Genomic DNA, 23,487 nt, shown 5'->3' with positions numbered 1-23,487 from the left:
CGATCAAAATCGATCAGGATCGATACGGCCGACGAGGCGCACCAAGGCGCAGGGAAACACTGAAATGCCTGGTCAGAAGCCGTCTTCCGGTCGGCGCTACGGCGCCTCCGGCCTCGGCACGGTGCCGCAGGACTCCCGCACCACCACGGTCGGCCACAGCTCGACGCGGTGGACGGGCCACTCCTCACCGACATCGGCGAGCTTGGCCAGCGCGAGTTCGGCGGCGATCCTGCCGAGACGGTGCTTCTGGGGGCGCACGGCGGTCAGCGGCGGATCGGAGGCCGCCCCGATCTCGTCGTCGTAGGTCACGATGGCCAGATCGCCCGGCACGCTGATGCCCAGGTCGCGGGCCCGCTCGATCAGGCCGATGGCCTCGCGGTCCGAGTGCACCAGCAACGCCCGTACCCCGAGGTCGCGGCTGCGCTTGAGCACACCGGTGTACGCCTTCGCCCATCCCGGCGCCCCGTAGGACGGCACCTCGATGTCGAGGTCCTCGTGCGAGGGAAGCCCCAGCGTGTCCACCGCGTCGTGCCAGCCGGTGCGCAGCGCCGTGCTCGTGGGGCTCTGACGGGTGGTGATCAGCGCGATGCGGCTGTGCCCCAGGGTGACGAAATGGCGCACCGCCAGGCCGGCGCCGAGCGCGTGGGCGGTCATGGCGGCGTCCAGTGCGAGGGTGAGGAGCTCCTGAGGGGGCCGGCGCTCGACGAGGATCACCGGCACGGTGAGCGATCCGATCCAGCGCAGCAGGTCCGTGGCCGTGTCGCCGGTCGTGGTCGGGGCGATGAGCAGCGCCTGCGCTCCCCGCTCCAGGAGGGCGTTGATCTGCCGCCGGTCCTCGGCCGGGTCGTCCCAGCGCGAGGCGCGCATGACGAGCCGGCCCTCGGCCGCGGCCACGGCGGCGTGGGCCCCCTGGATGACCGGGGGCCAGTAGTACTCCACCGAGGGCACCACCATGCCCACCAGGGCGCGCGTCGCCATCGGACCGTAGGCCCCGGGCACGCCCTCCCGCGCCGGCTGGGTCTGGGCCCGGTGCGGCAGCGCGATACCCCCGTGCACCCGCCGCACCAGACCCCGGTCGGCCAGCAGCGTCACGTCCCTGCGCACGGTGACCGCCGTGACGCCCAGCTGGGTCACCAGGTCCGACAGCCGCACCATGCCGTGCTTGCGGACCGCGGCGAGAATCCTCTCCTGGCGTTCGGCCGCCAAAGGCATCGCGTCCCGCCCCTTCCGAACCCGACGCCCCTTTGTGAGGCACGGCAGTCAGCTCACCCTATCTCTTCTGATCGCACATGATCGGATGTGATCGGTGTGATCGGGCCCTCGTTACCTGACCGCTTCAGTTCGGTCCTGATCGGTGTGCGACGGCCGGTGGCCATGCCTCGGCATCGAGCACGCCCAGTACATAGGCGCGGGCCACCAGCGCCGCCTTGCCCCGCACACCCCAGCGCTGGGACAGCCGCGCCAGGTGGTAGTTGACCCCGTCCACGGTCAGGCCGACCGTCTTGGCCACCCGCGCGGTCGTGACACCGCCCGCCGCCAGGGCGAGGATCCGCGCCTCGACCTCGCTCGCCCGCGGGTCCTCGGCCACGCTGTCAGCGGGGGTCCGCGCCCGTTCGCCCAGCACCCGGAGCAGCAACAGCAGGGCCGGTGGGGCATCCGGGGTGTCACTGACCGGGTCGACGTCCATCTCGCCGTACCGCTCGGTGCCGGCCGCGGTGGACCAGGTCACTTCGACCGGATAGCGGGACCTGCGGCGCAGCCGGACGGCTTCCCCGATCGGATGGAGCCGGGTCGTCCGGCGTGGGTGGAAGAAGTCCAGGGCGTTGCGTCCGCGCATCTGCCCCGACAGCATGCCCCACTCGGCGGCCATCGCCGGGTTCGCCAGCAGGATGACGCCCTCCGCGTCGCAGAGGGCGACCGGCAGCGGCAGCCGGTCGAGCAGCAGCATGACCCGGTTGCGCCAGGTGATCGCCTGCCGGCGCCAGGCTTCCGCCGCCGGGGAGTCGCTCGGCGGTCCGCTCGCTCCCAGGTCCATGCCGTGGTCCTCCGCCATACGGTCTCCTCGTAGCGCATCGGGGGTGCTGTCGCAAGGCCGACACAGGTCGGTTCACTACACAATCATGTAGCACCGTGTGGAGCGCTTGTGCTCGCGTGGCGGGAGGGTTGAGGAGGCCGCCGAGATCGTCGTCTCGGCCGGTTCCGGTGTCTCACGATGCACATAGGAAACACGATTCACAGAAAGCGGTTAGCCTGCATGCCCGCGTCGCTTCTCCCCCCGCCGTCCGAGAGCCACGGCGAGATCCCCGTCATCGACGTCTCCGACGCTCCGACGGACACCCCCGTCCTCCAGACCATGGAACTGGCCCGGCAGCACGGCCCGGCCTTCGTCCAGCGTCGGCAGGGCCAGGACAGTCTCTTCATCAGCAGCCTGGATCTGGTCACCGAGCTCTCCGACGAGAAGCGCTTCACCAAGTCCATCGGGCCGTCCCTGGAGAACGTCCGCGAGTTCGCCCACGACGGCCTGTTCACCGCGTACAGCGACGAGCCCAACTGGGCCAAGGCGCACGACATCCTGATGCCCGCCTTCGCCCTCGGCTCGATGCGCACCTATCACCCGGTGATGCTGCGTGTCGCCCGCCGTCTGATCGACTCATGGGACCGCCGCTCCGCCGCCGGCGCCCCGGTCGACGTGCCCGACGACATGACACGGATGACCCTGGACACCATCGGTCTGGCCGGCTTCGGGTTCGACTTCGGCTCGTTCAGCCGCACCGAACCGCACCCCTTCGTCGACTCCCTGGTGCGCTGCCTGTACTGGGCGATGACCCGGCAGAGCCGTACCCCGGGCGTGGACTACACGGAGACCGACGCGGCGTTCCGCGCCGATGCCGGCTTCCTGGCCGAGGTGGTCGACGAGGTCATCGCGGCGCGTACCGCGCCGGGGGCGCAGCCCCCCGAGCACGAGGACCTGCTGGGGCTGATGCTGGGCGCCACCCACCCCTCCGACGGGACCACCCTGGACCTGGCGAACATCCGCGACCAGGTCATCACCTTCCTGATCGCCGGGCACGAGACCACCTCCGGCACCCTGTCCTTCGCCCTGTACAACCTGGTGAAGCACCCGGCCGCGCTCCGGCTGGTGCAGCGCGAGGTGGACGAACTGTGGGGCGACGACCCCGACCCCGAGCCGACCTTCGAGGACATCGGCCGCCTGCACTACACCCACCAGGTGCTCAACGAGACGCTGCGGCTGTTCCCGCCGGCCGTGGGGTTCACCCGCCAGGCCCGCCACGACACCACGCTGGGCGGCATCCCGATGCGGGCCGGACAGTGGGCGGCGGTGCTGACCCCGATGCTGCACCGGGACCCGGTCTGGGGCGACAACCCCGAGCTGTTCGACCCCTCCCGGTTCGCCCCCGAGGCGGAGGCGGCGCGGTCCCCGCACGCCTTCAAGCCGTTCGGCACCGGTGAACGGGCCTGCATCGGGCGGCAGTTCGCCCTGCACGAGGCCACCATGCTGCTGGGCATGCTGGTCCACCGCTACCGGCTGCTGGACCACGCCGACTACCGGCTGCACCTCAAGCAGACGCTCACCATCAAGCCCGAGGGGTTCACCCTCACACTCGCCCCGCGCACCGCGGCCGACCGGGAGGCGAACCGCGCCGCCCTGCCCGTCGGCGCCGCGGCGCCCGATGAGGAGGCGTCGGCCGACGACAGCGGCCTGCCCACCCGAGTGCACCAGGGCACCGGAATGCTCCTGCTGCACGGCTCCAACTACGGCACCTGCCGCGGCTTCGCCGCGCAGCTCGCGGACACCGCCGCCGCGCTCGGCTGCGAGACCGCCGTCGCCCCGCTCGACGCCCACGCCGGAGCCCTGCCCACCGACCGCCCGGTGGTGATCACCGCCGCCTCGTACAACGGCCAGGCCACCGACGACGCGGCCGCCTTCGTCCAGTGGCTGAGGACCGCCGAACCCGGCGCCGCCGACGGCGTCACCTACGCCGTCCTCGGCGTCGGCGACCGCAACTGGTCCGCCACCTACCAGCACATCCCCACCCTCATCGACGACCGGCTCGCCGCTCTCGGCGGAACCCGGCTGCTGGAGCGCGCCGAGGGCGACGCCTCCGGGGACCTGAGCGGCGCGGTCAAGGCGTTCACCGCCACGCTGCGCACCCGTGTCCTGGAGCGGTACGGCGACCCCGGCACGGTCGGCGCCGCTCCCGAGGCGGTGCCGGACACCCCGGCGTACACGGTCACCGAGGTCACCGGCGGTCCCCTGGACGCACTGGCCGAGCGCCACGGCATGACGCCGATGACCGTCACCGAGACCGGCGGCCTCACCCGTCCGGACCACCCGCGCGCCAAGCGCCTCGTCCGCCTGGCCCTGCCCGAGGGCATGACGTACCGCACGGCGGACCACTTCACCGTGCTCCCGGCGAACGACCCCGCCCTGGTGACACGCGCCGCCCGGATCCTGCGCGCCGACCTGGACACCGTCCTCAACATCTCCGCGAGCCGCCCGCGCCGCGACGGCATCGCGGTCGACCGGCCGGTGACCGTGCGCGAGCTGTTCACCCGGTACGTCGAGCTCCAGGACCGCCCGACCGCCGAGCAACTGGCCGTCCTCGCCGAGCTCAACCCCTGCCCGCCCGAGCGGACAGCGCTGCGGGCCCTGGCCGAGGACGCCGAGGCGCTCGCCGCGGACCACCGCACCCTGCTCGACGTGATCGAGGACAACCCCGCGCTGGGCGAGTTCCTGTCCTGGCCGGTACTGCTGGAACTGCTGCCCCCGATCCGGCCGCGCCACTACTCGGTCTCGTCCTCACCGGCGAACGACCCGCACCATGTCGATCTGATGATCTCCCTGCTCCAGGCGCCCGCGCGCTCGGGCCGGGGCGACTTCCGCGGCACGGGTTCGGGCTATCTGCACACCGTCCGCCCCGGCGACACCGTGTACGCCCGGATACAGCCGTGCCGCGAGGCCTTCCGGATCAGCCATGATGCCGAGACCCCGCTGATCATGGTTTCGGCCGGCACCGGCCTGGCTCCCTTCCGGGGTACCGTCGCCGACCGGCTCGCCCTCGCGGTGAACGACACCAAGCTCGCCCCGGCGCTCTGCTACTTCGGCTGCGACGCCCCGGACGCCGACTATCTGCACGCCGATGAGCTGCGCACCGCCGAGCTGGCCGGCGCGGTCCGGATGCGCCCGGCGTTCAGCCACGCCCCGGTCGACGGCCAGAGGTTCGTCCAGCACCGGATCGCCGCCGAGGCCGACGAGGTCTGGGAGCTGCTCGGGGCCGGCGCCAAGGTCTATGTGTGCGGTGACGGCAGCCGGATGGCCCCGGGCGTGCGCGACGCCTTCCGGGCCATCTACGTCCAGCACACTCCCGGTGCGGACGCCGCGGCCGCCGCCGAGTGGCTCGACTCGCTGGTGGCCGAGGGCCGCTACGTCGAGGACGTCTACGCGGCCGGCTGAGCCGCGCACCGCTTGGCGTACCGGACCCAGCCGTCGTCACCGGCCCGGGTCCGGCCGCCGGCCGCCGGAAAGGCCGGCCGCGCCCGCGCGGCCGGCCTTTCTCCGCACGGGTTGCCCGCTGCGCGGCCGAACACGCCGTCTCGCGCGATCCACCACGCACCGCACGCTCCGGCGGCGGGCCGCACGGGTCAGCCCGGATAGCGAACGCGCCGCACCGCGCGAGACGGCGCACGGCCGGTTTCCGGGCCGCCACCGACGATGTCGATCAGGTCGAGGACGAGCCTGTCCACCTCCCCGGCGCGCCAGGCGACCACCACACGGCTGGGCCGGTGACCGGTCACGGGTACGAAGCTGACGCCCGGCGCCGCGTGGCGGCGGGCCGCGGCCGCCGGGAGCAGTCCGACGGCCGATCGCCAGGCGACCGCGTGCAGACACTCGCCGATGGTGCTCACCACGGGCGTGTCCGGCTCGTCTGCGTCGGTGGCGAGCCAGAAGTCACGCCACCGCGGATCGGTGCCCGGCGGCAGCCGGAACGCCATGCGCCCGCGCAGGTCCGCGACGTCCACCTGGGCCGATCCGGCCAAGGGGTCCGTGGCGGGCACGACGGCCACCAGGGGTTCCTCGTAGAGAACCCGGACGGCGATGCCCGTGGTGTCGAACGGCAGACGGGTGAGAGCCATGTCCACCTGACCGGTGCGCAGGCCCGCGCTCGGATCGGTCAGTCCGCACTCCCGCAGCCGGACAGCCGCCTGTGGCCGCCGTCGGCGGAACGTCTCCCGCACCCGGTCGTCGAGGGCCAGTCCGGCACCGGCGACGGCGCCCACCACGACCGTACGGTGTCCGGCGCTCCGTCTCACCTTCTCCTTCGCCCGCTCGGCGCGTTCCAGGATCTCCTTCGCCTCGGCGAGCAGGATCCGGCCACCGTCGGTGAGCCGCACACCGTGCGAGGACCGGTCCAGCAACCGGCAGCCGAGTTCCTCCTCCAGCTCCCGGACGCGCTGGCTCAACGGCGGCTGCGACATGTGCAGGCGGGCGGCGGCGCGGCCGAAGTGCAACTCCTCGGCCACGGCAACGAAATACCGAAGCTGCCGTAGGTCCATGACCAGTCACGATATCGAAGCGCTCGGGGCGGAAGCGGAACGGTCCTGGACCGGGTGGCGCACCGTGCGGTGGCATCGGTGCGGTACAGAGCAGAGGGAGGAATCGTGCACGTTCCGCTACGCCCGGTCGATGCCGCGCGCGTGACGACACTGATCGACAGTTCCAGCGACGCCTTGCTGCCGGACGGACGTCTCGTACGGCGCTGGGGCCTGGCCGGCGCCGGGGGGCCGCTGCCCGTGGCCCCGGCCGGGATGACCGTCACGGGCGCCACGCTCGACGTGCTCCGGGCCGAGCACGGCTTCTCGGCGATGGTGGACATCGAGACCGGCGGTCGCGGCCGGCGGATCCTGTTCGACGCCGGTGCGACCACCGACGGCCTGATCGGCAATCTCGATCGCCTCGGCGTGCACCCGGACACCTTCGAGGCCATCGTCCTGAGCCATGGACACTTCGACCATGTGACGGGCCTGCACGGGCTGGTGAACCGGATCGGGCGGCCGGCGATGCCGGTGCTGCTCCACCCCGACGCGTGGCGACGGCGCCGGATCGCCGGTCCGGGCGGTGTGCTGGACCTTCCGACACCGAGCCGCGCGGCCATCGAAGGAGCCGGCTTCACGGTCATCGAACAACGGCGCCCGTCCCTGCTGCTCGACGACTTCCTCCTGATCACCGGAGAGGTCGGGCGAACCACTGATTTCGAGGTGGGCATGGCGGGCCACCAGGCGTGCCTGGACGGAGAATGGGCGCCGGACGAGCTCATCGAGGACGATCAAGCCGCCGTTCTCCACGTACGGGGCAAGGGGCTGGTGATCCTGACGGGATGTGGGCACGCGGGGATCATCAACATCGTCCGGCATGCCCGGGAGGTGACGGGAGTCCACCGGTTGTACGCGGTTCTGGGCGGCCTGCACCTGCGGTTCGGGCCGGTCGTCGACCGCACGGTCGACGAGCTGGTCGCCGAGGCACCCGAGGTGGTGGTTCCGGCGCACTGCACGAGCTGGACGGCACAGCAGGCGCTGGCGACCCGGCTGCCGGATGCCTTTCTGCCGAACGCGGTGGGCAGCACCTTCCTGCTGGAACCGTGACCGGCCGCATGGCCGGTCCGCGGGTGTCGTCCAGCCGGCGGTCGTTCAAGGGCCGGTTGTTCAACGGCCGGTTGTTCGACGGCCGGCCGGTCAGCGGCCGGTCAGGCGTGCGGTCAGGCGGGACAGCAGGGCGACGCAGTCACGCAGGCGCTCCTGCTCCTCGGGGCTGAACGTATCGCGGATGGCGGCGTCGAGGGCGTGGGTGCGCTGGGCGCGTTCGCGGCGCAGGCGGGCGCGTCCGGCGTCGGTGATGTGCACCAGGAGTTTGCGGCCGTCGCTGGGGTGGGGTTCGGTGCGCACCAGGCCGCCGCCGATAAGTTCCTTCACGGACTTGGCGGCCGACTGGTGCGTCACCCCGCGCCGGTGGGCGAGGTCGGCCGTGGTCAGGGGGCCGCTCCGGTCGAGGAAGCCGAGGACGGCCGCCTCACCGGGAGGCATGGTGTCCACGACACGTACCGCCCGGACCAGCTCCCGGATCGACTGCCGCACCTCCTCGGCCAGCACTTCTTCGTCCATGCGCGCATCCTATCCAGCTCCATGGAAAAAAGCTGTACAGTTTGTTTGTACACCTTGGTTGTATAGTTTCTCCCGTTGGAAGGATGCCACCATGCGACTCACCAAGTTCGGCCACGCCTGCGTCCGCGTCGAGAAGGACGGCCGCCGCCTGGCCGTGGACCCGGGCGGTCTGACCGAGCCGCAGGCCCTGGACGGCACCGACGCGGTCCTGGTCACGCATGAACACTTCGACCACTTCGCGGAGGAGACGCTGCGCCGGGCGGCCGAGCACAACCCGCGCCTGCGCATCTGGACCAACTCCTCCGTGGCCAAGCGGCTGGACGGCCTCGGCACCCGGGTCACCGTCGTCGGCGAAGGCGAGGCGTTCACCGCGGCCGGCTTCGATGTGACGGTCCACGGCACCTGGCACGCGGTCATCCACCCCGACATCCCGCGCATCGCCAACATCGGGTTCCTCATCGACGACGTCCTCTTCCACCCCGGAGACGCCCTGACCGTCCCCGACGCCCCCGTCGGCACGCTGCTGCTGCCGGTGCACGCCCCCTGGTCCACCGTCGGCCACCTGATCGACTACGTCCGCGAGGTCGCCCCGCGGGACGCCTACGCCATCCACGACGGCGCCCTCAATGACATCGGCACCGCGATGGTCGGCGGTTTCCTGGGCGGCCAAGGCCCCGGCACCGCGGCCCGCTACCACCGCCTGGCCTCGGGCGCGACCGCGCAGATCGGCTGAGGGCGTCCAACCCTCGGCAGGCCCGGACGCCCGGGTCTCCACGGCTCAGGGTCATCCGCGGCAGCGGTCAGAACGTTGGCGACCCCGGCGACCTGACCGGCGCGGACGCCCTGGGCGTCTTCGACGTCAACCTCTTCGGCGTGATCCGGACGACCACCGCCTTCTTATACGGCAACCGATCTCAACGGCCACAGCGGCCCCCGGACCGTCACCGAAGGCACCGACGCGATCGCCTGGTCCTGATGCTCCACCCGCAGGCCCATCCAAAGCTCCACCCAAAGCTCCACCCAGGGGTGGAACAGCTTCGGCGGCGCGATCCCTAGCGTTCCGGTATCAGCGGGAAACACCCGGGAAACGCACGTGGGAAGGGCCGAGATGAGTCCCCTGGACATCGTCCTCATCGTAGGCGGCGTCGGTTACATCCTCGCCCGCCGGATGATGGGCGAACTGTTGCAGGCCAAGGCCATGCTGGTGGCACCGGTGGCGCTGAGCGTCGTGGGAGTGTTCCGGGTGCGCGACGCCCTTCCGCTCAGCGCGGCCGCCATCGCCCTGATCGCGGCCGGCTGCCTGTTGAACGTGGTCGTGGGCCTCCTTCGCGGCACCACCGTCCACCTGGGCGAGCGCGACGGTGTGCTGTGGATGCGATACCGCGTCAGCACACTGCTGCTGTGGTTGGTGAACGGGGTGCTGAAGGTGGCGATGGTCCCGGTCGAACACGCGGTGTCGCCCACGTCGGCGCACGCGGCCAACCAGGCCGTGCTGTTGTCCATCGGACTCGGTGTGCTGGCCGAGACGCTGGTGGTGCTGGGCCGGGCGATGCGCACCGGGTCCACGGTGGTGTGGGAGAAGGGCCAAGGCGATACGCCGCACCGCACATCGCCGGCGTTCGACCAGGTCCGCGGCTGGGTGCGCGATGCCGAGGGCGGCGGGCAGCGGCCTTGGGGACCGCGCGACTGGTGACGGCACCGGGGCGGGGCAACCGTGCGACGGACGGGGCCGGTGTCAGGAGACCACCCGCCCCGTCCGCGCACCAGCGTCGCCGGCGGCGCTGGTAGTTTTCCGCCCCGTAACGCCGACCGCGGGAAGCGAGTCCAGTGAACCGACTTCAAGCCGCGATGCGCTGGCTCGCGACGGACCACAACCTCTCCCATTTCTTCGCCACCGCCATCGGTGCGGCGGTGTGCGCGGTCCTGGTGCGGCCGGTCGGGACCTCCGGCACCGGTCTGGCGGTCCTGTGCCTGCTCGGGTGGAACTCGCTGCTGCTGTGTGCCCGGCTGCTCCCCGAGACCAGGCTGCCGTCGCGCCGGCAGACCGTGCTGCTGGTCGTCCAGGCGGTCAGCGCGGCCGCCCTGCTGAGCGTGGACCACTCCGGCGCGGCGGCGGTGTTCGCGTTCTCCGCCACCGGCCACGCCGGGTTCCGCCTGGCGCTACGGCCCGCGATGACCTTGGCGGCGTTCACCAGTGCGCTGTGCGCGGGCGTGCTGTACTTCCCGCTGGGCGCCGGCCACCAGCACACCTCGTGGTACCTGGGCGCGTTCACCGGCGTCTCCGTGCTGCCCGGTCTGGTCAACCGCTCCCGCGCCGAGGCGCTTCGCTCGGCACGGGCGGCGGCCGAGCAGGCCGAACTCGCCGCGCGCTCCGAGGCCCGCGCACAGGCGCTGGCCGAGCGCGCCCGCATCGCCCGCGATGTGCACGACGTGCTGGCCCACTCGCTGGCCGGCGTCAACATGCAACTGGAGGTCACCGACGCGCTGCTGGAGGCCGGCGACGTCGCGCGGGCCCGGGAGTCCGCCCAGCGGGCCCAGAGCCTGGTCCGCGAGGGGCTGGCCGAAGTGCGGCGCACCGTCCGCGACTTGCGCGAGGACGCGCTGCCGCTGGTGGAGACGTTGCGCTCGATGCTCGGGTCGGCTGCGGGCAGCCCCGGCTCCGGTACGCTGCGGGTCGACGGGACGCCGCGGGAACTGCCCGTGCGCCTCGCCCAGGTGCTCGTGCGCTGCGCCCAGGAGGCGCTGACCAACGCGCACAAGTACGCACCGGGCGCGGCGGTCCGCATGCTCCTGGAGTACCGGCGGCGCGAAACCGTCCTGGAGGTCGTGAACGCCGCGCCGCCGGGCGGTTCCCGGCCACTGGCCGGCGCCGGCAGCGGCATGGGGCTGGTCGGCATGCGCGAGCGCCTCGAACTGGTCGCGGGTACGGTCGCGGCCGGGCCGGTCGTGGACGGCGACGACGCAGGAGGATGGCGAGTGCACGTGGTGATACCGACATGAGCGACGAAGAGCCGGTACGGCCGGTACGGGTGGTCGTCGCCGATGACCAGACCGCGATCCGCGAGGCGCTGGCGACGGTGCTCGACCTGCAACCGGACCTGGAGGTGGTGGCCACGGCGCGGGACGGCGAGCAGGCCCTGGCGGCCGCCGCGGAGCACAGCCCCGACGTGGTCCTGATGGACCTCAACATGCCGCGGGTGGACGGGGTCGAGGCCACCCGGCTGATCACCGAGCGCTTCCCCGCCGTCGCCGTGGTGGTGCTCACCACCTTCGCCGACGAGCAGTACATCCTCGCCGCGCTCGGCGCCGGAGCCCGCGGCTATCTGACCAAGGAATCCGGCCGCCAGGACATCGCCCGCGCGGTACGGGTCGCCGCCGCCGGGCAGTCCGTCCTCGACCCCGCCGTGCGGGACCGGCTGCTGGCCGCCGCCATCAAGAACAGCGCCCCGGCCGAGCAGGCGGTCTCCGGCCTCGCCCCCGGCCTCACGCCCCGGGAGATCGAGGTGCTCACCCTCATCGGCGAGGGCCTGACCAACCGGGCGATCGCCGAGCGGCTGGTGGTCGGCGAGGCCACGGTGAAGACCCACATCAACAACGTCTTCGCCAAGGCCCATCTGCGCGACCGGGCACAGGCGGTGAAATACGCGTTCGTGCACGGGCTGGTCAAGGCCGGTGGATGAGGGGTGCGGTCGCGAACCAGGCGGCGCGCACGGGGGTGCGGCGGCGGCGCCGCACCGGGCCTCCCCGGCATGGGAGCCAGGCGCCGGACGACGGCCGGGGGCCGGCATCACGGATACAGTGGCGGCATGCGTGCCGCCGCCCCGCCCTCGCCACCGGTCCATCTCGATCCCGGCGCGGATCTCGACCTGAGGCTGGTGCGGTACTTCACGGTCGTCGCCGAGCATCTGAACTTCGCCCGAGCCGCCGCGGCACTGCATCTCGCCCAGCCGTCCCTGAGCCGCCAGATCCAGCGGCTGGAGGACGTGCTCGGGGTGCGCCTGCTCGAGCGCACTCCCCAGGGCAGCCGCCTCACCGCGGCCGGCGCCGCCTTCCTCCCCCAGGCGCAGGCGCTCCTGCACACCTCCCACCAGGCGGCACTCACCGCACGCGCCGCCGCACCGCCACGCGCGATCACCATCGGCTACGTCGACGACCTCGTCATCACCCCCGCCGTACGGGATCTGCGCCGCCGCCACCCCGACGCCCATGTCACCACCCGCCACCTGGAGTGGAACGACGGCCGCGCCCTGCCCGACCGCCGCGTCGACGCACTCGTCGCCCGAGCGCCGCTCCCGTTCCCGACCGATGGCCTGCGCCTGACCGTCCTCTACGACGAACCGCGTGTGCTCCTCGTACCCGCCGCCCACCGCCTCGCCGGCAAGGAGTCGATCGGCCCTGCGGACTTCGCCGACGAACCCCTCGTGCCCTGCACCGGTCCCGCCGCCACGTGGACCGGATTCTGGCGGCTGGAACCCCGCCCGGACGGCCGCCCGGCACCGCTTGGCCCCCTGGTCATCGACACCTTCGAGGACAAGCTCGAACTCGTCGCGGAAGGCCGGGCCGTCGCCGTCCTGCCCGCCGGCGATCGACGCAGCACACTGCGGGACGACGTCGCCACCATCCCCATCCACGGCATCGAACCCTGCCAGGTGGCCGTCGTCACCCGCGGCGACGACCGCAACCCGCTCATCGCGCACTTCCGGGAATCCGCGCGGAAACACCTCATGCCCAGCGGCTAGGTGTGCAGTGAGTGGCCCTCACCGACGGGGGATGCGGTGAGGGCCACCACCAGTGTGGCACGGAATAGGTGCGGAAGTACCCGTTCCAGGCAGCAAACCTTGCATATATCTGCCACTTGGCCCCCACACGGCCCATCCGCCTCAGGGGTGGGACGCGGGTGAACGGCCATGGCGCGGGGCCGGCTGCCCGAAGCGCTCAGGGGCGTCGTGTCAGCAGTCTGGCCGCGAGGGCCAATTGGAGGCGCAGCCGCCCCGCGGGGGTGCGCAGTGGCCAGCCGAGTCTTCGTTCGGCGTAGCTGATCCGCTCCTGGAGTGTGGAGTGGTGGAGATGGAGTTCACCGGCGGCACTCCGCAGGCTCGCCGCGTGGGACACGACGCTCAACGTCTGCAACAGCCAGGGGGTTTCGGCCGCCTCGCGGAGCAGGGTCGCGACGTCGGGCGGGGGCGGGGTGTCCGCGTCGAGGGCGCGCGCGAGGATGTCGAGACCGCCCAGCTCGTCGGCGTGGACGATCCGGGGTCCGGGGTCGTGCGCCGTACCGTCCGCGGTGAACCGCAGGGCCGTGCGGGCCGCGGTCGCCGACCGCGGCAGCTCCAGGACAGGCACGGCCGGGCCGACGCCGACGCGGCCCGGCAGCGAGGAGACGGGGGCATCGGCCGACTGGACGTGCATCCCTCCCCCGACGCGCGCGACGGCGCGGGCCTGCGCGTGCGCGGAGAGCCCGAGCGCCTCGGCCGCGAGGAGACGGGTGCTTTCGGATGCCTCCGGATCCACCACCGTCTCGGTCAGAGCCGGGTCGTCAGGGTCGGCCGCCACGGGCGCTCGTCCCCGCACCCGCACCGTGACGACGCCCGCGACCAGGGCCGCCCGCTCCAGGATCAGGTCGTGGACGACGGACTTCCGGGTGCTCTCGAGCCGGACCGCCGCCGCCTCGCCCGGGAAGACCGGGACCGAGGGCCATTCCGGACGCGCCGGTGGGTCGTCGTCCGTCCGCCGGCCGTCGGGAGTCACCCGGATGCGCACCCTCCGGTCCGGGTCGTCGAGGCGGGCCACCGCCCCGGACAGGACCGCGGCGCCGCGTACGACCGCCTCGAGACCGGCCCGACGCTCGATGAGCTGGTCGAAGTAGGCGATGACGCCTACCGCGGACCCGGCGTCCGGGTCGAGCGCGGCCACCCGCTCGGCTAGGCTCTGCATGACGTCACGCCCTCCGCCCGCGCCGGTCCCGGGCCGCCGCCGGGCACCCCGCCGCCGGGCCCCGGCCACATGGCCGGCGCACCCGCTCACTCACCGAGCAGCCTCCTCAGCCAGCGCAGGCGGGCGTCGCACGCGTCCTGCGAGATGGCGGCGTGGGGCGCGAAGACGTCGAACCCGTGGAAGGCCCCGGGCCAGACGTGCAGCTCGGCTTCGCCGCCCGAGGCCCAGATCCGCCCGGCGTAGGCCACGACCTCGTCACGGAAGGTCTCGGCGGCACCGACCTCGAGGAAGGCCGGCGGCAGACCGGCCAGGTCCGTCTCCCGGGCGGGCGACGCGTACGCGGGCACGTCGTCGCTTCCGCGGGCGCTGCCCAGCACGGCGGTCCAGGCGGTGTCGTTCGAGACCCGGTCCCACGCTCCCCGCCCGGTCATCTGGTGCGCCGAGACCGTCTCGTTCCGGTCGTCGAGCATGGGGTAGATCAGCACCTGGGCGAGGAGTTCGACCTCTTTCCGGTCCCGGGCCAGCAGCGCGAGCGCGGCCGCCAGGTTGCCGCCGGCACTGCCGCCGGCGACGAGGACGCGGCGGGGGTCGCCGCCGATGCTCTCGGCGTTCCGCACCGTCCAGAGCAGACCGGCGTACGCATCGTCCAGCCCCGCGGGGTAGGGGTGTTCCGGCGCCAGCCGGTACTCCACCGAGACCACGACGAGACCGAGTTCCAGCGCCCACTGGGTGACCTGCGCGATGGCGTAGCGGTTGTTGCCCATGATCAGCCCGCCACCGTGGGTGTGGTAGACGACGGGGCGCGCGCCGGTCCATCCCGTCGGACGCAGGATCAGCAGCGATATGTCGGGGGCGGCTTCGGGTCCGGGCACCGTGCGCTCCTCGACCTCGAAGGCGCCGTCCTGGGACAGCTCCTCGATGGAGGGAACGTCCGCCAGAAGTGCCTCCCTGTGGGCCGCGATGGTCTCCCGGGTGATACCGGTGGCGATCGAATCCTGTCCGGTGGCCGCGAGGGCGGCGGCGAGCTCGGCGTCGAACGGCGGTGCGCTGTACATGTTCCAACCTTTCGCGGGTCATAGGCCCTCGTCGAGGACCGCACCACCATCCTCAAGCACGGGACGGGCCGTGATCTTCCCGCCAAGCGACGGCCGCCACCCGCCGACCGGCGGGACGCGACTGCCGCCACGCTCCGGGGGCGATGCCCTCCCGGCGCAGAAACGCCCGGCTCAGTGCGGAACCGGTGTCATAGCCGACTCGGACGGCGATCTCCTGAACGCTCAGCGGCGTCTCCTGGAGCAGCGTCTTCACCCGGTACATGCGCCACGCCGTGAGGTAGCTCAGCGGGGTGTCCCCCGCCTTCTCCTTGAACAGCACGGCGAACGCCGAGCGTGACATCCCCGCCGTGCGGGCGAGTTCGCCGACCGTCCACGGATGGGCCAGGTCCGCGTGCATCTCCCGCAGGGCGGGGGCCAGCCGCGGGTCCCGCAGGGCGGCGAGCCACCCCACGGCGCCACCGCCGACCGACGTACAACAGGCGCGCATCGCCTGGACGAACAACGCGTCGGACAGACGGCTCATCACGAAGCCGGACCCGATTCCGCCCGCCGCGCTCTCCTGTTCGATCAGATCGAACGTGGCGCGCAGCAGCCGGACGGACGCGTCGTCCGGACGCAGCCGGAACAACGGCGGCAGGAGCGCGAACAGCGGTTCGCCCGCCACGGCGTCGAAGGTGAACCGGCTGGAGACGATCCGGGTCAGCTCGCCATCGCCCCCGGCTCGTGCCGCGTTGCCGGGCGCCCCGGCGAACACCCCGTCACAGTCGACGACCTCGCTGCCCGGCTCGTCCTGGAGCGTGAAGGCCACCCCCGCCCGGACCAGGAAGCAGTCGTTCGCCCTCAGCTGTTGTGGCCGCTCCAGGGCGTCGGTGGTGAGCCGGCACGATCCGTCGGCTATCAGCACCAGCCGGGCGAGGTGCCGCGCGGGGAACGAGATGCCCCACGGCGCGTACGCGTCCACCCGCACATACCGCGCGTCCTCGATCTTCATCGTGGTGAGGAGGTCGTCGATCGGATCCATGCCCCTCCCTGGACGATCAGCACCACATCCCGGACGCGAGAATACAGTGCGTCCAGCCGCTCGCCCCTACCGTGAGAGTTCCGGATTCCACGGACGAAGGACAGGCGATGCGGATTTTCCAGGTGAACGGTGCGGGCGGCCCGGTCGTCGCGGCGGAGCGCCCGGTGCCGACTCCGGCGGCGGGCGAGGTGCTCGTACGGGTGAAGGCCAGCTCGCTCAACGCTCGGGATCTGCTCATCGCCACCGGCAGGTACACGGCCGCGGTGCCGCCGGGGCGCGTTCCGCTCTCCGACGGCGCGGGCATCGTCGAGGCGGTCGGGGACGGGGTCTCGCGGTTCCGGGTCGGGGACCGCGTCATGAGCACATTCCACCCGACCTGGCTCTACGGCTCGTTCCCTCAGTGGGGCGAGCTGTACGGGGTGCAACGCGACGGGTGGCTCACCGAGTACATCGCCGTCGGCGAACAGAGCGTGGTCGGAGTGCCGGAGCATCTGTCCTTCGAGGAAGCGGCCACCCTTCCGTGTGCCGCGCTCACGGCGTGGTCGGCGGTGTCCGGTGTCGGTCCGGGCGATGCGCTGCTCGTCCAGGGAACGGGCGGGGTGTCCGTCTTCGCGTTGCAGTTCGCCCGCCTGGCCGGCGCGCGGGTGCTGGCCACGACATCGCGTCCGGAAAAGGCCCACCGCCTGCGCGAACTCGGCGCGTCCGACGTCCTCGACTACCTCAGCACGCCCGAGTGGGGGGCACGGGTCCGAGCGCTCACCGGCGGCCGGGGCGTCGATCTCGTCGTCGAGATCGGCGGCGCCGGAACGATCTCCCAGTCGATCGCCGCCGTCGCCTACGGTGGGCGGATCTCCCTCGTCGGCAATCTCGCGTCGGGTGGCGGTATGGACCTGACACGGTTCTTCGAGCGTGGCGCGACGCTCAGGACGATCACCGTCGGCAGCCGGAGCGACTTCGAGCGGATGAACCGGGTGATCAGCCAGGCCCGGCTACGGCCCGTCGTCGACCGTGTCTTCCCGTTCGACGAGACGCCGGACGCGTTCTCCTGGTTCGCGGAGGGAACGCGCTTCGGCAAGGTGGTCATCGCCCACTGACCGCCGGTTCGCCAAGGGGGCCGCGGACTTACGGTGTCAGCACGATCCTGCCGAACACCTCGCCGGTGTCCATCTTCCGGTGCGCCAGCACCGCCTGTTCCAAGGGCAGCAGCTGGTGCACCACCGTACGCAGCTCGCCGCGGACCGCGGCGGCGAACTGCTCGGCCCGCACGGCACGTCGATCGGCCTCGGACACGGTGTCGGCGCTGAAGGTGGCGAACGACATCGACTTCCGGAACGCCGCGAGCATCTCCCCGCCGAAGTCCGCGGGCGGCAGGCCGCCCACCACGCCAATGGCCACCATGCGGCCGTTGGGGTTGAGCTTGGCGAAGAACGAGGGCATGTCCGCGCCCGCGACGATGTCGATGATGACGTCGTAGCCCGCGGGAGCGTCCTCGCCGCCCGCACCGGCCCGGTCCAGCACATGGGTCGCGCCGAGCTCGCGCAGGCGAGCGCCGCGCTCGGCCGACGACGTCGTGACGGCCACCGCACCGGCACCACCACGCGCGGCGAGCTGGACCGTCATGATGCCGAGGCCGCCGGCCGCGCCGCGCACCAGCACCGACTCGCCGGGAGCGAAATGGGCGTGGGCCAGGGCGAAGTGGGCCACCATCCCGGAGCTCCCGAGCGTCACCGCGTCGGCGGCGGACAGGTTCGCCGGGAGCGGGTGGATCGCCTCGACCGGGACGACGGCCTGTTCCACATAGCCACCGCCCATGCCGGTGAACGCCCACACACGCCGGCCGAGCCACGATGTGTCGACGCCTTCGCCGACCGCGGACACGGTGCCCGCCACCTCACCGCCGAGGATGTGCCCTTCCTCGAAGCCGTAGTCGGCGAGCGCACCGCTGAGGATCACGGCGTCGACACCGCCGACCCCGATCGCCTCGGTGGTGATCAGCACCTGTCCGCCGGCGGGAGTCGGGGACGGGAGGTCGATGACCGCCAGGCCCTCGGGACGTCCGAACGTCTGGATCGCAACCGCTTTCAATGTCGCCTCCTGGTGAGGGGAACCGGTGTTCCGTCGGGGATGTACGGACACTAAGCGACACCACCGCCCGTTCGGCCGAAGTGAGAGCGGTGGCCGGCCGTTTGCCCCACATCCCGCGCGCCGGCACCGCTTTGGCGGAAGCGCTCAGCCCCAGCGGCCGAGGGTGAACTCGGCGATCACCACGGACAGGAGGAACGACGCCGTGATCGCGACCAGCCCAACCGGGACGATCTTCCAGCCGATACGCCGCAGCAGCGGAATGTCCTTGCCGAGCGACAGCCCTGCCAGGGTCAGCATGATCGTGGCGATCGAGAGGAAGTCCACCGAGTTCACCAGCGAGTTCAGCGCCTGGGCCGCGAAGAACCACGGACTGGAGAGATACGCGCCCACGGTGGTGATCCACACGATCGCCGAGACCTTCCGGCTCGCCTTGGCCAGGGCGAGGCCGAGCAGCACGAGGGCCAGGAGCACCGCGTAGCCGCCGACGATCCGCCAGCTGAAGGATGTGGCGGCCACCGAGGCGGAGCCGATGCCCAGCACCGTGAGCACCGCGAGGGACAGCCACAGCGGCAGCTTCACCTCGGCCGAGGCCCGCTCCGCCTGCTCCCGGAACGCACGGTTGGCCGCGAGGTCATCCGTCGGGGCAGCGGCGGGAGCCGCGCCGGCGGACACCGCCGCGCCCGGCTCGGGGGACGCGGCCGCGGGTGCGGCTCGGCGGCGGGTGAGGACACGGTAGAACCGGTCGGCCAGCGGCAGCGCGATGTAGATCCCGACGTAGACGCCGAGGACGGTGGTGATGAGGTTGGACACCGCGGCCATGCCGAGGATGGCCTCCTGGTCGCCCGGATGCGCGGCCACGATGCTCGCCGAGGACGCCGCCATCATGGAGCCGGAGCCGACACCCGCGCCCATGGCCATGGCCAGCGGATCGAAGATGTGCCAGTTCGCCACGAACGACGTCAGAAGCGTGATGAACAGGGCGCCGAAGAGCGTGCCGAACACGTACATCGCCAGCACACCGCGGTACTGGTCCGAGTCCGGTCCGTACTTCTCCGAGACCATCGCGAAGGAGGGCTCACGGTCCAGGGAGAAGGTGGCGCCCACGGTGGCCTTGCCCATGCGCAGCAGCACGGCCAGCGGCAGGGCCAGGGCGACCGTCCCCAGGAGGTGCCCGATCTCCTGGAGCAGCAGGGCGGGTCCGGCGTCGACCAGGGTGGGCAGGCTCGGGCCGATGTTGAAGGCCAGCCGGGCCACGAGCAGCATCACGGCCACGCCGACCAGGGCCGCGGCCGCCTTCTGGACGTTCAGGCCCAGTGGCTTGACCTTCTGGACGGACACCAGCAGGCCCAGGAGCAGGCCCCACACCATCGGGAAGACGATGACGGATCCGATGCCCACATTGATGTCGAGCTGCCCGATGAACTGGACGACCAGGGTGATGACCAGTGCCAGGGCGGCGATCGGCAGTGTCTGGGAGGGTGGTTGCTTCAGTTCGGTCTCGGGCGGTGCGGTCCGGGTGGTCATGTCGCTGGTGCTCCCTGCACGGGGTTCCGGTGGTAGGCCGCTTTGACGAAACGTTTCTTCTGTTGCGGATCGGTGGTCGCGTCGGCGACGGTCCAGGCCAGCGCGAGGGCCGCCTCGAACATCACGTCGTACGCCTCGGGGGTGTCGGCCAGGGCCGCGAAGCCGTGTGAGTGGATGGGCACGTCGGCTCCCGGGATGCTCAGCCAGGGGTGGAGGCTGGGGATCACCTGGCTGATGTTTCCCATGTCGGTCGAGCCGCCGCTCAGCCCCGCCGCGGGCGAGGTGTCCCGGCCGAAGGCGCGCATGGCCGCGGTCCAGTGTGCGGCCAGCTCCTCGTCCTGGACCAGCGGCTCGTAGAGCGGTTCGGTGGCCTCGATGGTCAGCTCCGCGCCCGTGGCCAGGGCCGCGCCCTCGAAACAGCGGCGGACCCGGGCCAGCAGAGCTTCGTACTCGGGCAGGGTGAAGGCCCGGCACTCGAAGTCGACCACGGCGCGCTCGGGGATGACGTTGGTGGCGGTACCGCCCTCCGCCACGAAGAGCGCCACCCGGTGGTCCCCCGGGATCTGCTGGCGCAGCAGACCGACGGCCACCTGGCTGAGCACGGCGGCGTCGGCGGCGTTCACCCCCAGATGAGGGGCGGCCGCCGCATGGGCCGCCGTGCCGGAGAACACCGCCCGGAATCTGCCCACCGCCTGGGCGCTGGTCCCGGCCGGGTTGTAGGTCACCCCGTCCTGGACGGGATGGACCATCAAGGCCAGTCCCACTCCGTCGAACGCGCCCGCTTCGAGCAGCAGTGCCTTGCCGCCGCCGTGTTCCTCGGCCGGGGTGCCGATCGCCTTGAGCGTGATGCCGAGCTCGTCGACGTGGGGCGCCAGGGCCAGCGCGGCGGCGAGCGAGGCGCCGGCGATCAGGTTGTGTCCGCAGGCGTGGCCCACCTCCGGCAGCGCGTCGTACTCGACGCAGAGCGCCACCGTCAGCTCGCCGGTGCCCGCCGTGGCGGTGAAGGCGGTGGGCAGACCGCCGGTGCCGCGCTCGACGTGGAACCCTCCCCACGCGAGCAGTTCCGTGATCGCCTCGGCGGAGCCGGTCTCCTCGAAGGAGACCTCGGGGTGGGCGTGGAGGTGGCGCGAGAGCGCGAGCACCCGTTCCCGCCGACGCTCGACGCCGGCGGCGAGGTCCGTCTTCAGCCGGCCGGAGCCGGCGGCGAGGTCCGTCAGTGCCATCCGGTGCTCCCTAGTAGCTCAGCGACGGGAACGGTGCGCCGGCCGCCCTGGTGGGCACCCAGACGGCCTTGGTCTGCGTGTACTCGTCCAGCACGCCGGGGCCCGAGGACCGGCCGTGGCCGGAGTCGCCGAAGCCGCCGAAGGGGACGGCGACGTGGATCGTCTTGTAGGCGTTGATCCAGAAGGTGCCGGCGTTGACGGAGCGCGCCACGTGGTGGGCGCGGGAGACATCGCCGGTCCAGACCGCGCCGGCCAGCCCGAAGGCGGTGCCGTTGGCCCGCTCGATCGCCTCCGCCTCGGTGTCGAAGGCGTCGGCGCCGACCACCGGGCCGAAGACCTCGGTCGTCTCCAGCCGGTTCGCGGGGGTGACGCCGTCCAGCAGGGTCGGCATGACCCAGTGGCCGCCGGCCAGCGCGGAGCCGGTCAGCCGGGCGGGCAGCGCCGCGTCGGTGACCCTGCGGCCGCCGTCCTCGATTCCGGCCTCGATCAGGGACGTCACAGTGGTGAACTGCGGTGCCGTGATGATCGGGCCGACCTCGGTGGCGGGGTCGAGGGGGTCGCCGAGACGCAGCCGCGCCGCCCGCTCCGCCACGCGCTCCACGAACTCGGCATGGACGCCGCGCTCGACCAGCAGACGTGAGCCGGCCACGCAGGACTGTCCGGCACCGGAGAAGATGGCGGCTATCGCGCCGTCCGCCGCCCGGTCCAGGTCCGCGTCGGCGAAGACGATGTTGGCGCTCTTGCCGCCCAGTTCCAGGACGGTGGGGATACCGGCCCGCGCCGCCGCGACCGCCACCCGGCGGCCCGTGGCCACCGAGCCGATGAACGAGACCTTCCCGACGCGCGGATCGCTGGTCAGCGCGGCGCCGACGGTGCCGCCGAGCCCGGCGGCGACGTTGAACACGCCCTCCGGGAGTCCGGCCCGGTGCGCCAGCTGGGCCAGCCGGAGCGTGGACACCGGGGTGTACTCGCTGGGCTTGACGACGACGGCGTTGCCGGCCGCCAGGGGGGCGGCCGCGTTCCAGCCGGCCGTGAACAGGGGCGCGTTCCACGGGGTGATGGCCACGACCACGCCCCACGGGACGCGCTCGGTGTAGGTGTGCCAGTCGCCGGGGACGGGGATGGTCCGGCCGGTCAGCTTGTCCGCCCAGCCGGCGTAGTAGCCGAACATCTCGGCGACCTTGGCGGCCTCGACCCGGGTGTCCCGCAGGGGCTTCCCCGTGGTCACCGACTCCAGGACGGCCAGTTCCTCGGCGTGCTCGGCGACGGTGCGGGAGACCTCGCGCAGGATCGCCGCCCGCTCGAAGGCGCCCGTCGCGGCCCACACCGCGGCCCCGCGGACGGCGCCGGCCAGGATGGCGTCGGCCCCCTCCGGGCCGGCATCCCGGAAGCCGGTGAACTCCTCGCCGGTGGCGGCGGCGGTGAGCGGGACCTGCTCGCCGCTTCCGGCGACGATACGGCCGTCGAGGAAGGATCCGAGACCCCGGGGGAAGACGGCGTCCACGGCCGCGCGGGCGGCGGAGGCGGAGGACGTGGCGGTTGCGGTGGTCATGCGGTGGGGGCTCCTTCGCGGACGAGAGAGGGGGCGACGGTGCGGGCGATCTCGGTGAAGTCGGCGCCGGGGCCGAGCGTGGCCAGCGCGTCCTGCCAGCGCTGGTTCGCCGCGGCCAGCAGGTCGGGCCGCTCACCCCGCTGGGCGGCGATCGCGATGGCGAGGGCGGCGTCACGGGCCATGAGCCCGAGGGCGAAGCCGGAGTCGTGGGTGCCGGTCAGCACCCAGTTCGGATACATCGCGGCGGACACCTTGCTGCCGCCGGAGGCACCGCTGATACCGGCCGCCGCCGCCGCGGGATCCACGCCGTACGCCTTGGCGACGGCGAGGGCCTCCCCGACGGAGACCAGATTGGCGGCGGCCAGGACGTTGTTGAGCAGCTTGACCACATTGCCGGAGCCGGGGCCCCCGAGGTGCTGGTACTGGCCGCCGGTCAGGGCCTGGAGGACGGGCCGGGCCGCGTCGAGAGCCGCCGCCGTGGCACCGACGAAGGCGGTCAGCCGGCCCGCCACGGCCCCGTCACGCCCGCCCGAGACCGGCGCGTCGACGAAGGCCGCGCCCTGGTCCGCGGCCAGGGAGGCGAGGGAGGCGCTCGTGGCCGGCTCCGATGTCGTCGTGTCGACGATGGCGATCGTGCCCGGACGGGCCAGCAGGGCCGGCACGGTCTCCTCGACCACGCGGGCCGAGGGCAGCGAGAGGACGGCGTAGGGGGTTCCCGCCAGGTGTCCGATGTCGTCCACCGTGCGGATACCGCCCGCTTCCGCGGCCGAGCGCGCGGCGGGCGAGGGGTCGAAACCGGAGACCTGCCAGCCTGCCTGGTGCAGGGCGGACGCCATGGCGCCGCCCATCGAGCCCAGGCCGACGACGGCGATGTGCTTGTCCATCAGAGCTCCTGTCGCGGGGAAGGGGAATTCC

Annotated in this window: 20 protein-coding genes; 8 read left to right on the top strand and 12 right to left on the bottom strand. The window is 72.5% G+C overall.

All coding sequences use genetic code 11. The features are described from left to right. Positions 1-96: 96 nt before the first annotated feature. Both N6H00_RS37405 and N6H00_RS37400 read right to left on the bottom strand, forming a co-directional pair. The gene (locus tag N6H00_RS37405) at positions 97-1,212 is read right to left on the bottom strand and encodes a substrate-binding domain-containing protein (protein ID WP_268976328.1); all 1,116 of its coding nucleotides are present in this window, start codon (positions 1,210-1,212) and stop codon (positions 97-99) included. Between the two features lie 124 nt (positions 1,213-1,336). Then, positions 1,337-2,053, bottom strand: coding sequence for a PAS domain-containing protein (locus N6H00_RS37400; protein ID WP_329618599.1), 717 nt, complete (start codon positions 2,051-2,053; stop codon positions 1,337-1,339). Between the two features lie 201 nt (positions 2,054-2,254). On the opposite strand from N6H00_RS37400, the gene N6H00_RS37395 reads away from it, so the two are divergent. Further along, complete coding sequence (locus N6H00_RS37395) at positions 2,255-5,476, top strand: cytochrome P450 (RefSeq protein WP_268976327.1); 3,222 nt, start codon at positions 2,255-2,257, stop codon at positions 5,474-5,476. Positions 5,477-5,664: 188 nt separating this feature from the next. Here the strand turns inward: N6H00_RS37395 and N6H00_RS37390 are convergent, their stop codons facing one another. Continuing rightward, entirely contained in the window at positions 5,665-6,576 is a 912-nt protein-coding gene (locus N6H00_RS37390; RefSeq protein ID WP_268976326.1) for a LysR family transcriptional regulator, read from the bottom strand. A gap of 141 nt (positions 6,577-6,717) precedes the next feature. On the opposite strand from N6H00_RS37390, the gene N6H00_RS37385 reads away from it, so the two are divergent. Continuing rightward, complete coding sequence (locus tag N6H00_RS37385; protein WP_268976325.1) at positions 6,718-7,662, top strand: MBL fold metallo-hydrolase; 945 nt, start codon at positions 6,718-6,720, stop codon at positions 7,660-7,662. Between the two features lie 90 nt (positions 7,663-7,752). On the opposite strand, the gene N6H00_RS37380 is transcribed toward N6H00_RS37385, so the two are convergent. Further along, the gene (locus N6H00_RS37380; protein WP_268976324.1) at positions 7,753-8,178 is read right to left on the bottom strand and encodes a MarR family winged helix-turn-helix transcriptional regulator; all 426 of its coding nucleotides are present in this window, start codon (positions 8,176-8,178) and stop codon (positions 7,753-7,755) included. A 91-nt stretch (positions 8,179-8,269) separates the two neighbouring features. On the opposite strand from N6H00_RS37380, the gene N6H00_RS37375 reads away from it, so the two are divergent. The 5 genes from N6H00_RS37375 to N6H00_RS37355 all read left to right on the top strand — a co-directional run bounded on the left by N6H00_RS37375 (position 8,270) and on the right by N6H00_RS37355 (position 12,917). Continuing rightward, positions 8,270-8,911, top strand: a complete 642-nt coding sequence (locus tag N6H00_RS37375; RefSeq protein ID WP_268976323.1) for an MBL fold metallo-hydrolase — start codon at positions 8,270-8,272, stop codon at positions 8,909-8,911. Between the two features lie 375 nt (positions 8,912-9,286). Beyond that, on the top strand, positions 9,287-9,871 hold the full coding sequence (locus N6H00_RS37370; protein WP_268976322.1) for a hypothetical protein: 585 nt from the start codon (positions 9,287-9,289) through the stop codon (positions 9,869-9,871). 134 nt (positions 9,872-10,005) lie between these two features. Next, the gene (locus N6H00_RS37365; RefSeq protein WP_268976321.1) at positions 10,006-11,178 is read left to right on the top strand and encodes a sensor histidine kinase; all 1,173 of its coding nucleotides are present in this window, start codon (positions 10,006-10,008) and stop codon (positions 11,176-11,178) included. Further along, on the top strand, positions 11,175-11,858 hold the full coding sequence (locus tag N6H00_RS37360; RefSeq protein WP_268976320.1) for a response regulator transcription factor: 684 nt from the start codon (positions 11,175-11,177) through the stop codon (positions 11,856-11,858). Before N6H00_RS37365 ends, N6H00_RS37360 begins: the two co-directional genes overlap by 4 nt. A 126-nt stretch (positions 11,859-11,984) precedes the next feature. Then, positions 11,985-12,917, top strand: coding sequence for a LysR family transcriptional regulator (locus tag N6H00_RS37355; protein WP_268976319.1), 933 nt, complete (start codon positions 11,985-11,987; stop codon positions 12,915-12,917). 196 nt (positions 12,918-13,113) lie between these two features. Here N6H00_RS37355 and N6H00_RS37350 read toward each other — a convergent pair whose 3' ends face one another. From N6H00_RS37350 to N6H00_RS37340, 3 genes are all read right to left on the bottom strand, one after another. Beyond that, the gene (locus tag N6H00_RS37350; protein WP_268976318.1) at positions 13,114-14,112 is read right to left on the bottom strand and encodes a helix-turn-helix domain-containing protein; all 999 of its coding nucleotides are present in this window, start codon (positions 14,110-14,112) and stop codon (positions 13,114-13,116) included. Between the two features lie 86 nt (positions 14,113-14,198). Then, entirely contained in the window at positions 14,199-15,167 is a 969-nt protein-coding gene (locus N6H00_RS37345) for an alpha/beta hydrolase (RefSeq protein WP_268976317.1), read from the bottom strand. Between the two features lie 52 nt (positions 15,168-15,219). After that, on the bottom strand, positions 15,220-16,188 hold the full coding sequence (locus N6H00_RS37340; RefSeq protein ID WP_268976316.1) for an AraC family transcriptional regulator: 969 nt from the start codon (positions 16,186-16,188) through the stop codon (positions 15,220-15,222). A gap of 107 nt (positions 16,189-16,295) precedes the next feature. On the opposite strand from N6H00_RS37340, the gene N6H00_RS37335 reads away from it, so the two are divergent. Then, positions 16,296-17,282 (top strand): zinc-dependent alcohol dehydrogenase family protein, encoded by a 987-nt coding sequence (locus N6H00_RS37335; RefSeq protein ID WP_268976315.1) that lies wholly within the window; start codon positions 16,296-16,298, stop codon positions 17,280-17,282. A 28-nt stretch (positions 17,283-17,310) separates the two neighbouring features. Here the strand turns inward: N6H00_RS37335 and N6H00_RS37330 are convergent, their stop codons facing one another. The 5 genes from N6H00_RS37330 to N6H00_RS37310 all read right to left on the bottom strand — a co-directional run bounded on the left by N6H00_RS37330 (position 17,311) and on the right by N6H00_RS37310 (position 23,456). Further along, positions 17,311-18,273 (bottom strand): zinc-binding dehydrogenase, encoded by a 963-nt coding sequence (locus N6H00_RS37330; protein ID WP_268976313.1) that lies wholly within the window; start codon positions 18,271-18,273, stop codon positions 17,311-17,313. A 144-nt stretch (positions 18,274-18,417) separates the two neighbouring features. Next, a complete protein-coding gene (locus N6H00_RS37325; RefSeq protein WP_268976311.1) occupies positions 18,418-19,797 on the bottom strand; it encodes a DUF3100 domain-containing protein in 1,380 nt (459 codons plus the stop codon). Further along, positions 19,794-21,020 (bottom strand): amidohydrolase, encoded by a 1,227-nt coding sequence (locus N6H00_RS37320; protein WP_268976310.1) that lies wholly within the window; start codon positions 21,018-21,020, stop codon positions 19,794-19,796. The genes N6H00_RS37325 and N6H00_RS37320 overlap by 4 nt, the downstream gene beginning before the upstream one ends. Positions 21,021-21,030: 10 nt before the next feature. After that, entirely contained in the window at positions 21,031-22,572 is a 1,542-nt protein-coding gene (locus tag N6H00_RS37315) for an aldehyde dehydrogenase family protein (protein WP_268976309.1), read from the bottom strand. Continuing rightward, positions 22,569-23,456: an NAD(P)-dependent oxidoreductase gene (locus N6H00_RS37310; protein ID WP_268976308.1), complete on the bottom strand. Its 888-nt coding sequence runs from the start codon at positions 23,454-23,456 to the stop codon at positions 22,569-22,571. The genes N6H00_RS37315 and N6H00_RS37310 overlap by 4 nt, the downstream gene beginning before the upstream one ends. Positions 23,457-23,487: the final 31 nt, after the last annotated feature.

It is taken from the genome of Streptomyces sp. S465, from assembly GCF_026898115.1.
Classification (GTDB): domain Bacteria; phylum Actinomycetota; class Actinomycetes; order Streptomycetales; family Streptomycetaceae; genus Streptomyces; species Streptomyces luomodiensis.
Note: the sequence above shows the minus strand (reverse complement) of the source record. Positions and strands in the feature narration are given on the sequence as shown.

What these genes read in the sequence shown, in the direction of transcription:
- N6H00_RS37405 (WP_268976328.1), bottom strand. Translation starts at nt 1,212, where the DNA reads ATGCCTTTGGCGGCCGAACGCCAGGAGAGGATTCTCGCCGCGGTCCGC.
- N6H00_RS37400 (WP_329618599.1), bottom strand. Translation starts at nt 2,053, where the DNA reads ATGGCGGAGGACCACGGCATGGACCTGGGAGCGAGCGGACCGCCGAGC.
- N6H00_RS37395 (WP_268976327.1), top strand. Translation starts at nt 2,255, where the DNA reads ATGCCCGCGTCGCTTCTCCCCCCGCCGTCCGAGAGCCACGGCGAGATC.
- N6H00_RS37390 (WP_268976326.1), bottom strand. Translation starts at nt 6,576, where the DNA reads ATGGACCTACGGCAGCTTCGGTATTTCGTTGCCGTGGCCGAGGAGTTG.
- N6H00_RS37380 (WP_268976324.1), bottom strand. Translation starts at nt 8,178, where the DNA reads ATGGACGAAGAAGTGCTGGCCGAGGAGGTGCGGCAGTCGATCCGGGAG.
- N6H00_RS37375 (WP_268976323.1), top strand. Translation starts at nt 8,270, where the DNA reads ATGCGACTCACCAAGTTCGGCCACGCCTGCGTCCGCGTCGAGAAGGAC.
- N6H00_RS37370 (WP_268976322.1), top strand. Translation starts at nt 9,287, where the DNA reads ATGAGTCCCCTGGACATCGTCCTCATCGTAGGCGGCGTCGGTTACATC.
- N6H00_RS37360 (WP_268976320.1), top strand. Translation starts at nt 11,175, where the DNA reads ATGAGCGACGAAGAGCCGGTACGGCCGGTACGGGTGGTCGTCGCCGAT.
- N6H00_RS37355 (WP_268976319.1), top strand. Translation starts at nt 11,985, where the DNA reads ATGCGTGCCGCCGCCCCGCCCTCGCCACCGGTCCATCTCGATCCCGGC.
- N6H00_RS37350 (WP_268976318.1), bottom strand. Translation starts at nt 14,112, where the DNA reads ATGCAGAGCCTAGCCGAGCGGGTGGCCGCGCTCGACCCGGACGCCGGG.
- N6H00_RS37345 (WP_268976317.1), bottom strand. Translation starts at nt 15,167, where the DNA reads ATGTACAGCGCACCGCCGTTCGACGCCGAGCTCGCCGCCGCCCTCGCG.
- N6H00_RS37340 (WP_268976316.1), bottom strand. Translation starts at nt 16,188, where the DNA reads ATGGATCCGATCGACGACCTCCTCACCACGATGAAGATCGAGGACGCG.
- N6H00_RS37335 (WP_268976315.1), top strand. Translation starts at nt 16,296, where the DNA reads ATGCGGATTTTCCAGGTGAACGGTGCGGGCGGCCCGGTCGTCGCGGCG.
- N6H00_RS37325 (WP_268976311.1), bottom strand. Translation starts at nt 19,797, where the DNA reads ATGACCACCCGGACCGCACCGCCCGAGACCGAACTGAAGCAACCACCC.
- N6H00_RS37320 (WP_268976310.1), bottom strand. Translation starts at nt 21,020, where the DNA reads ATGGCACTGACGGACCTCGCCGCCGGCTCCGGCCGGCTGAAGACGGAC.
- N6H00_RS37315 (WP_268976309.1), bottom strand. Translation starts at nt 22,572, where the DNA reads ATGACCACCGCAACCGCCACGTCCTCCGCCTCCGCCGCCCGCGCGGCC.
- N6H00_RS37310 (WP_268976308.1), bottom strand. Translation starts at nt 23,456, where the DNA reads ATGGACAAGCACATCGCCGTCGTCGGCCTGGGCTCGATGGGCGGCGCC.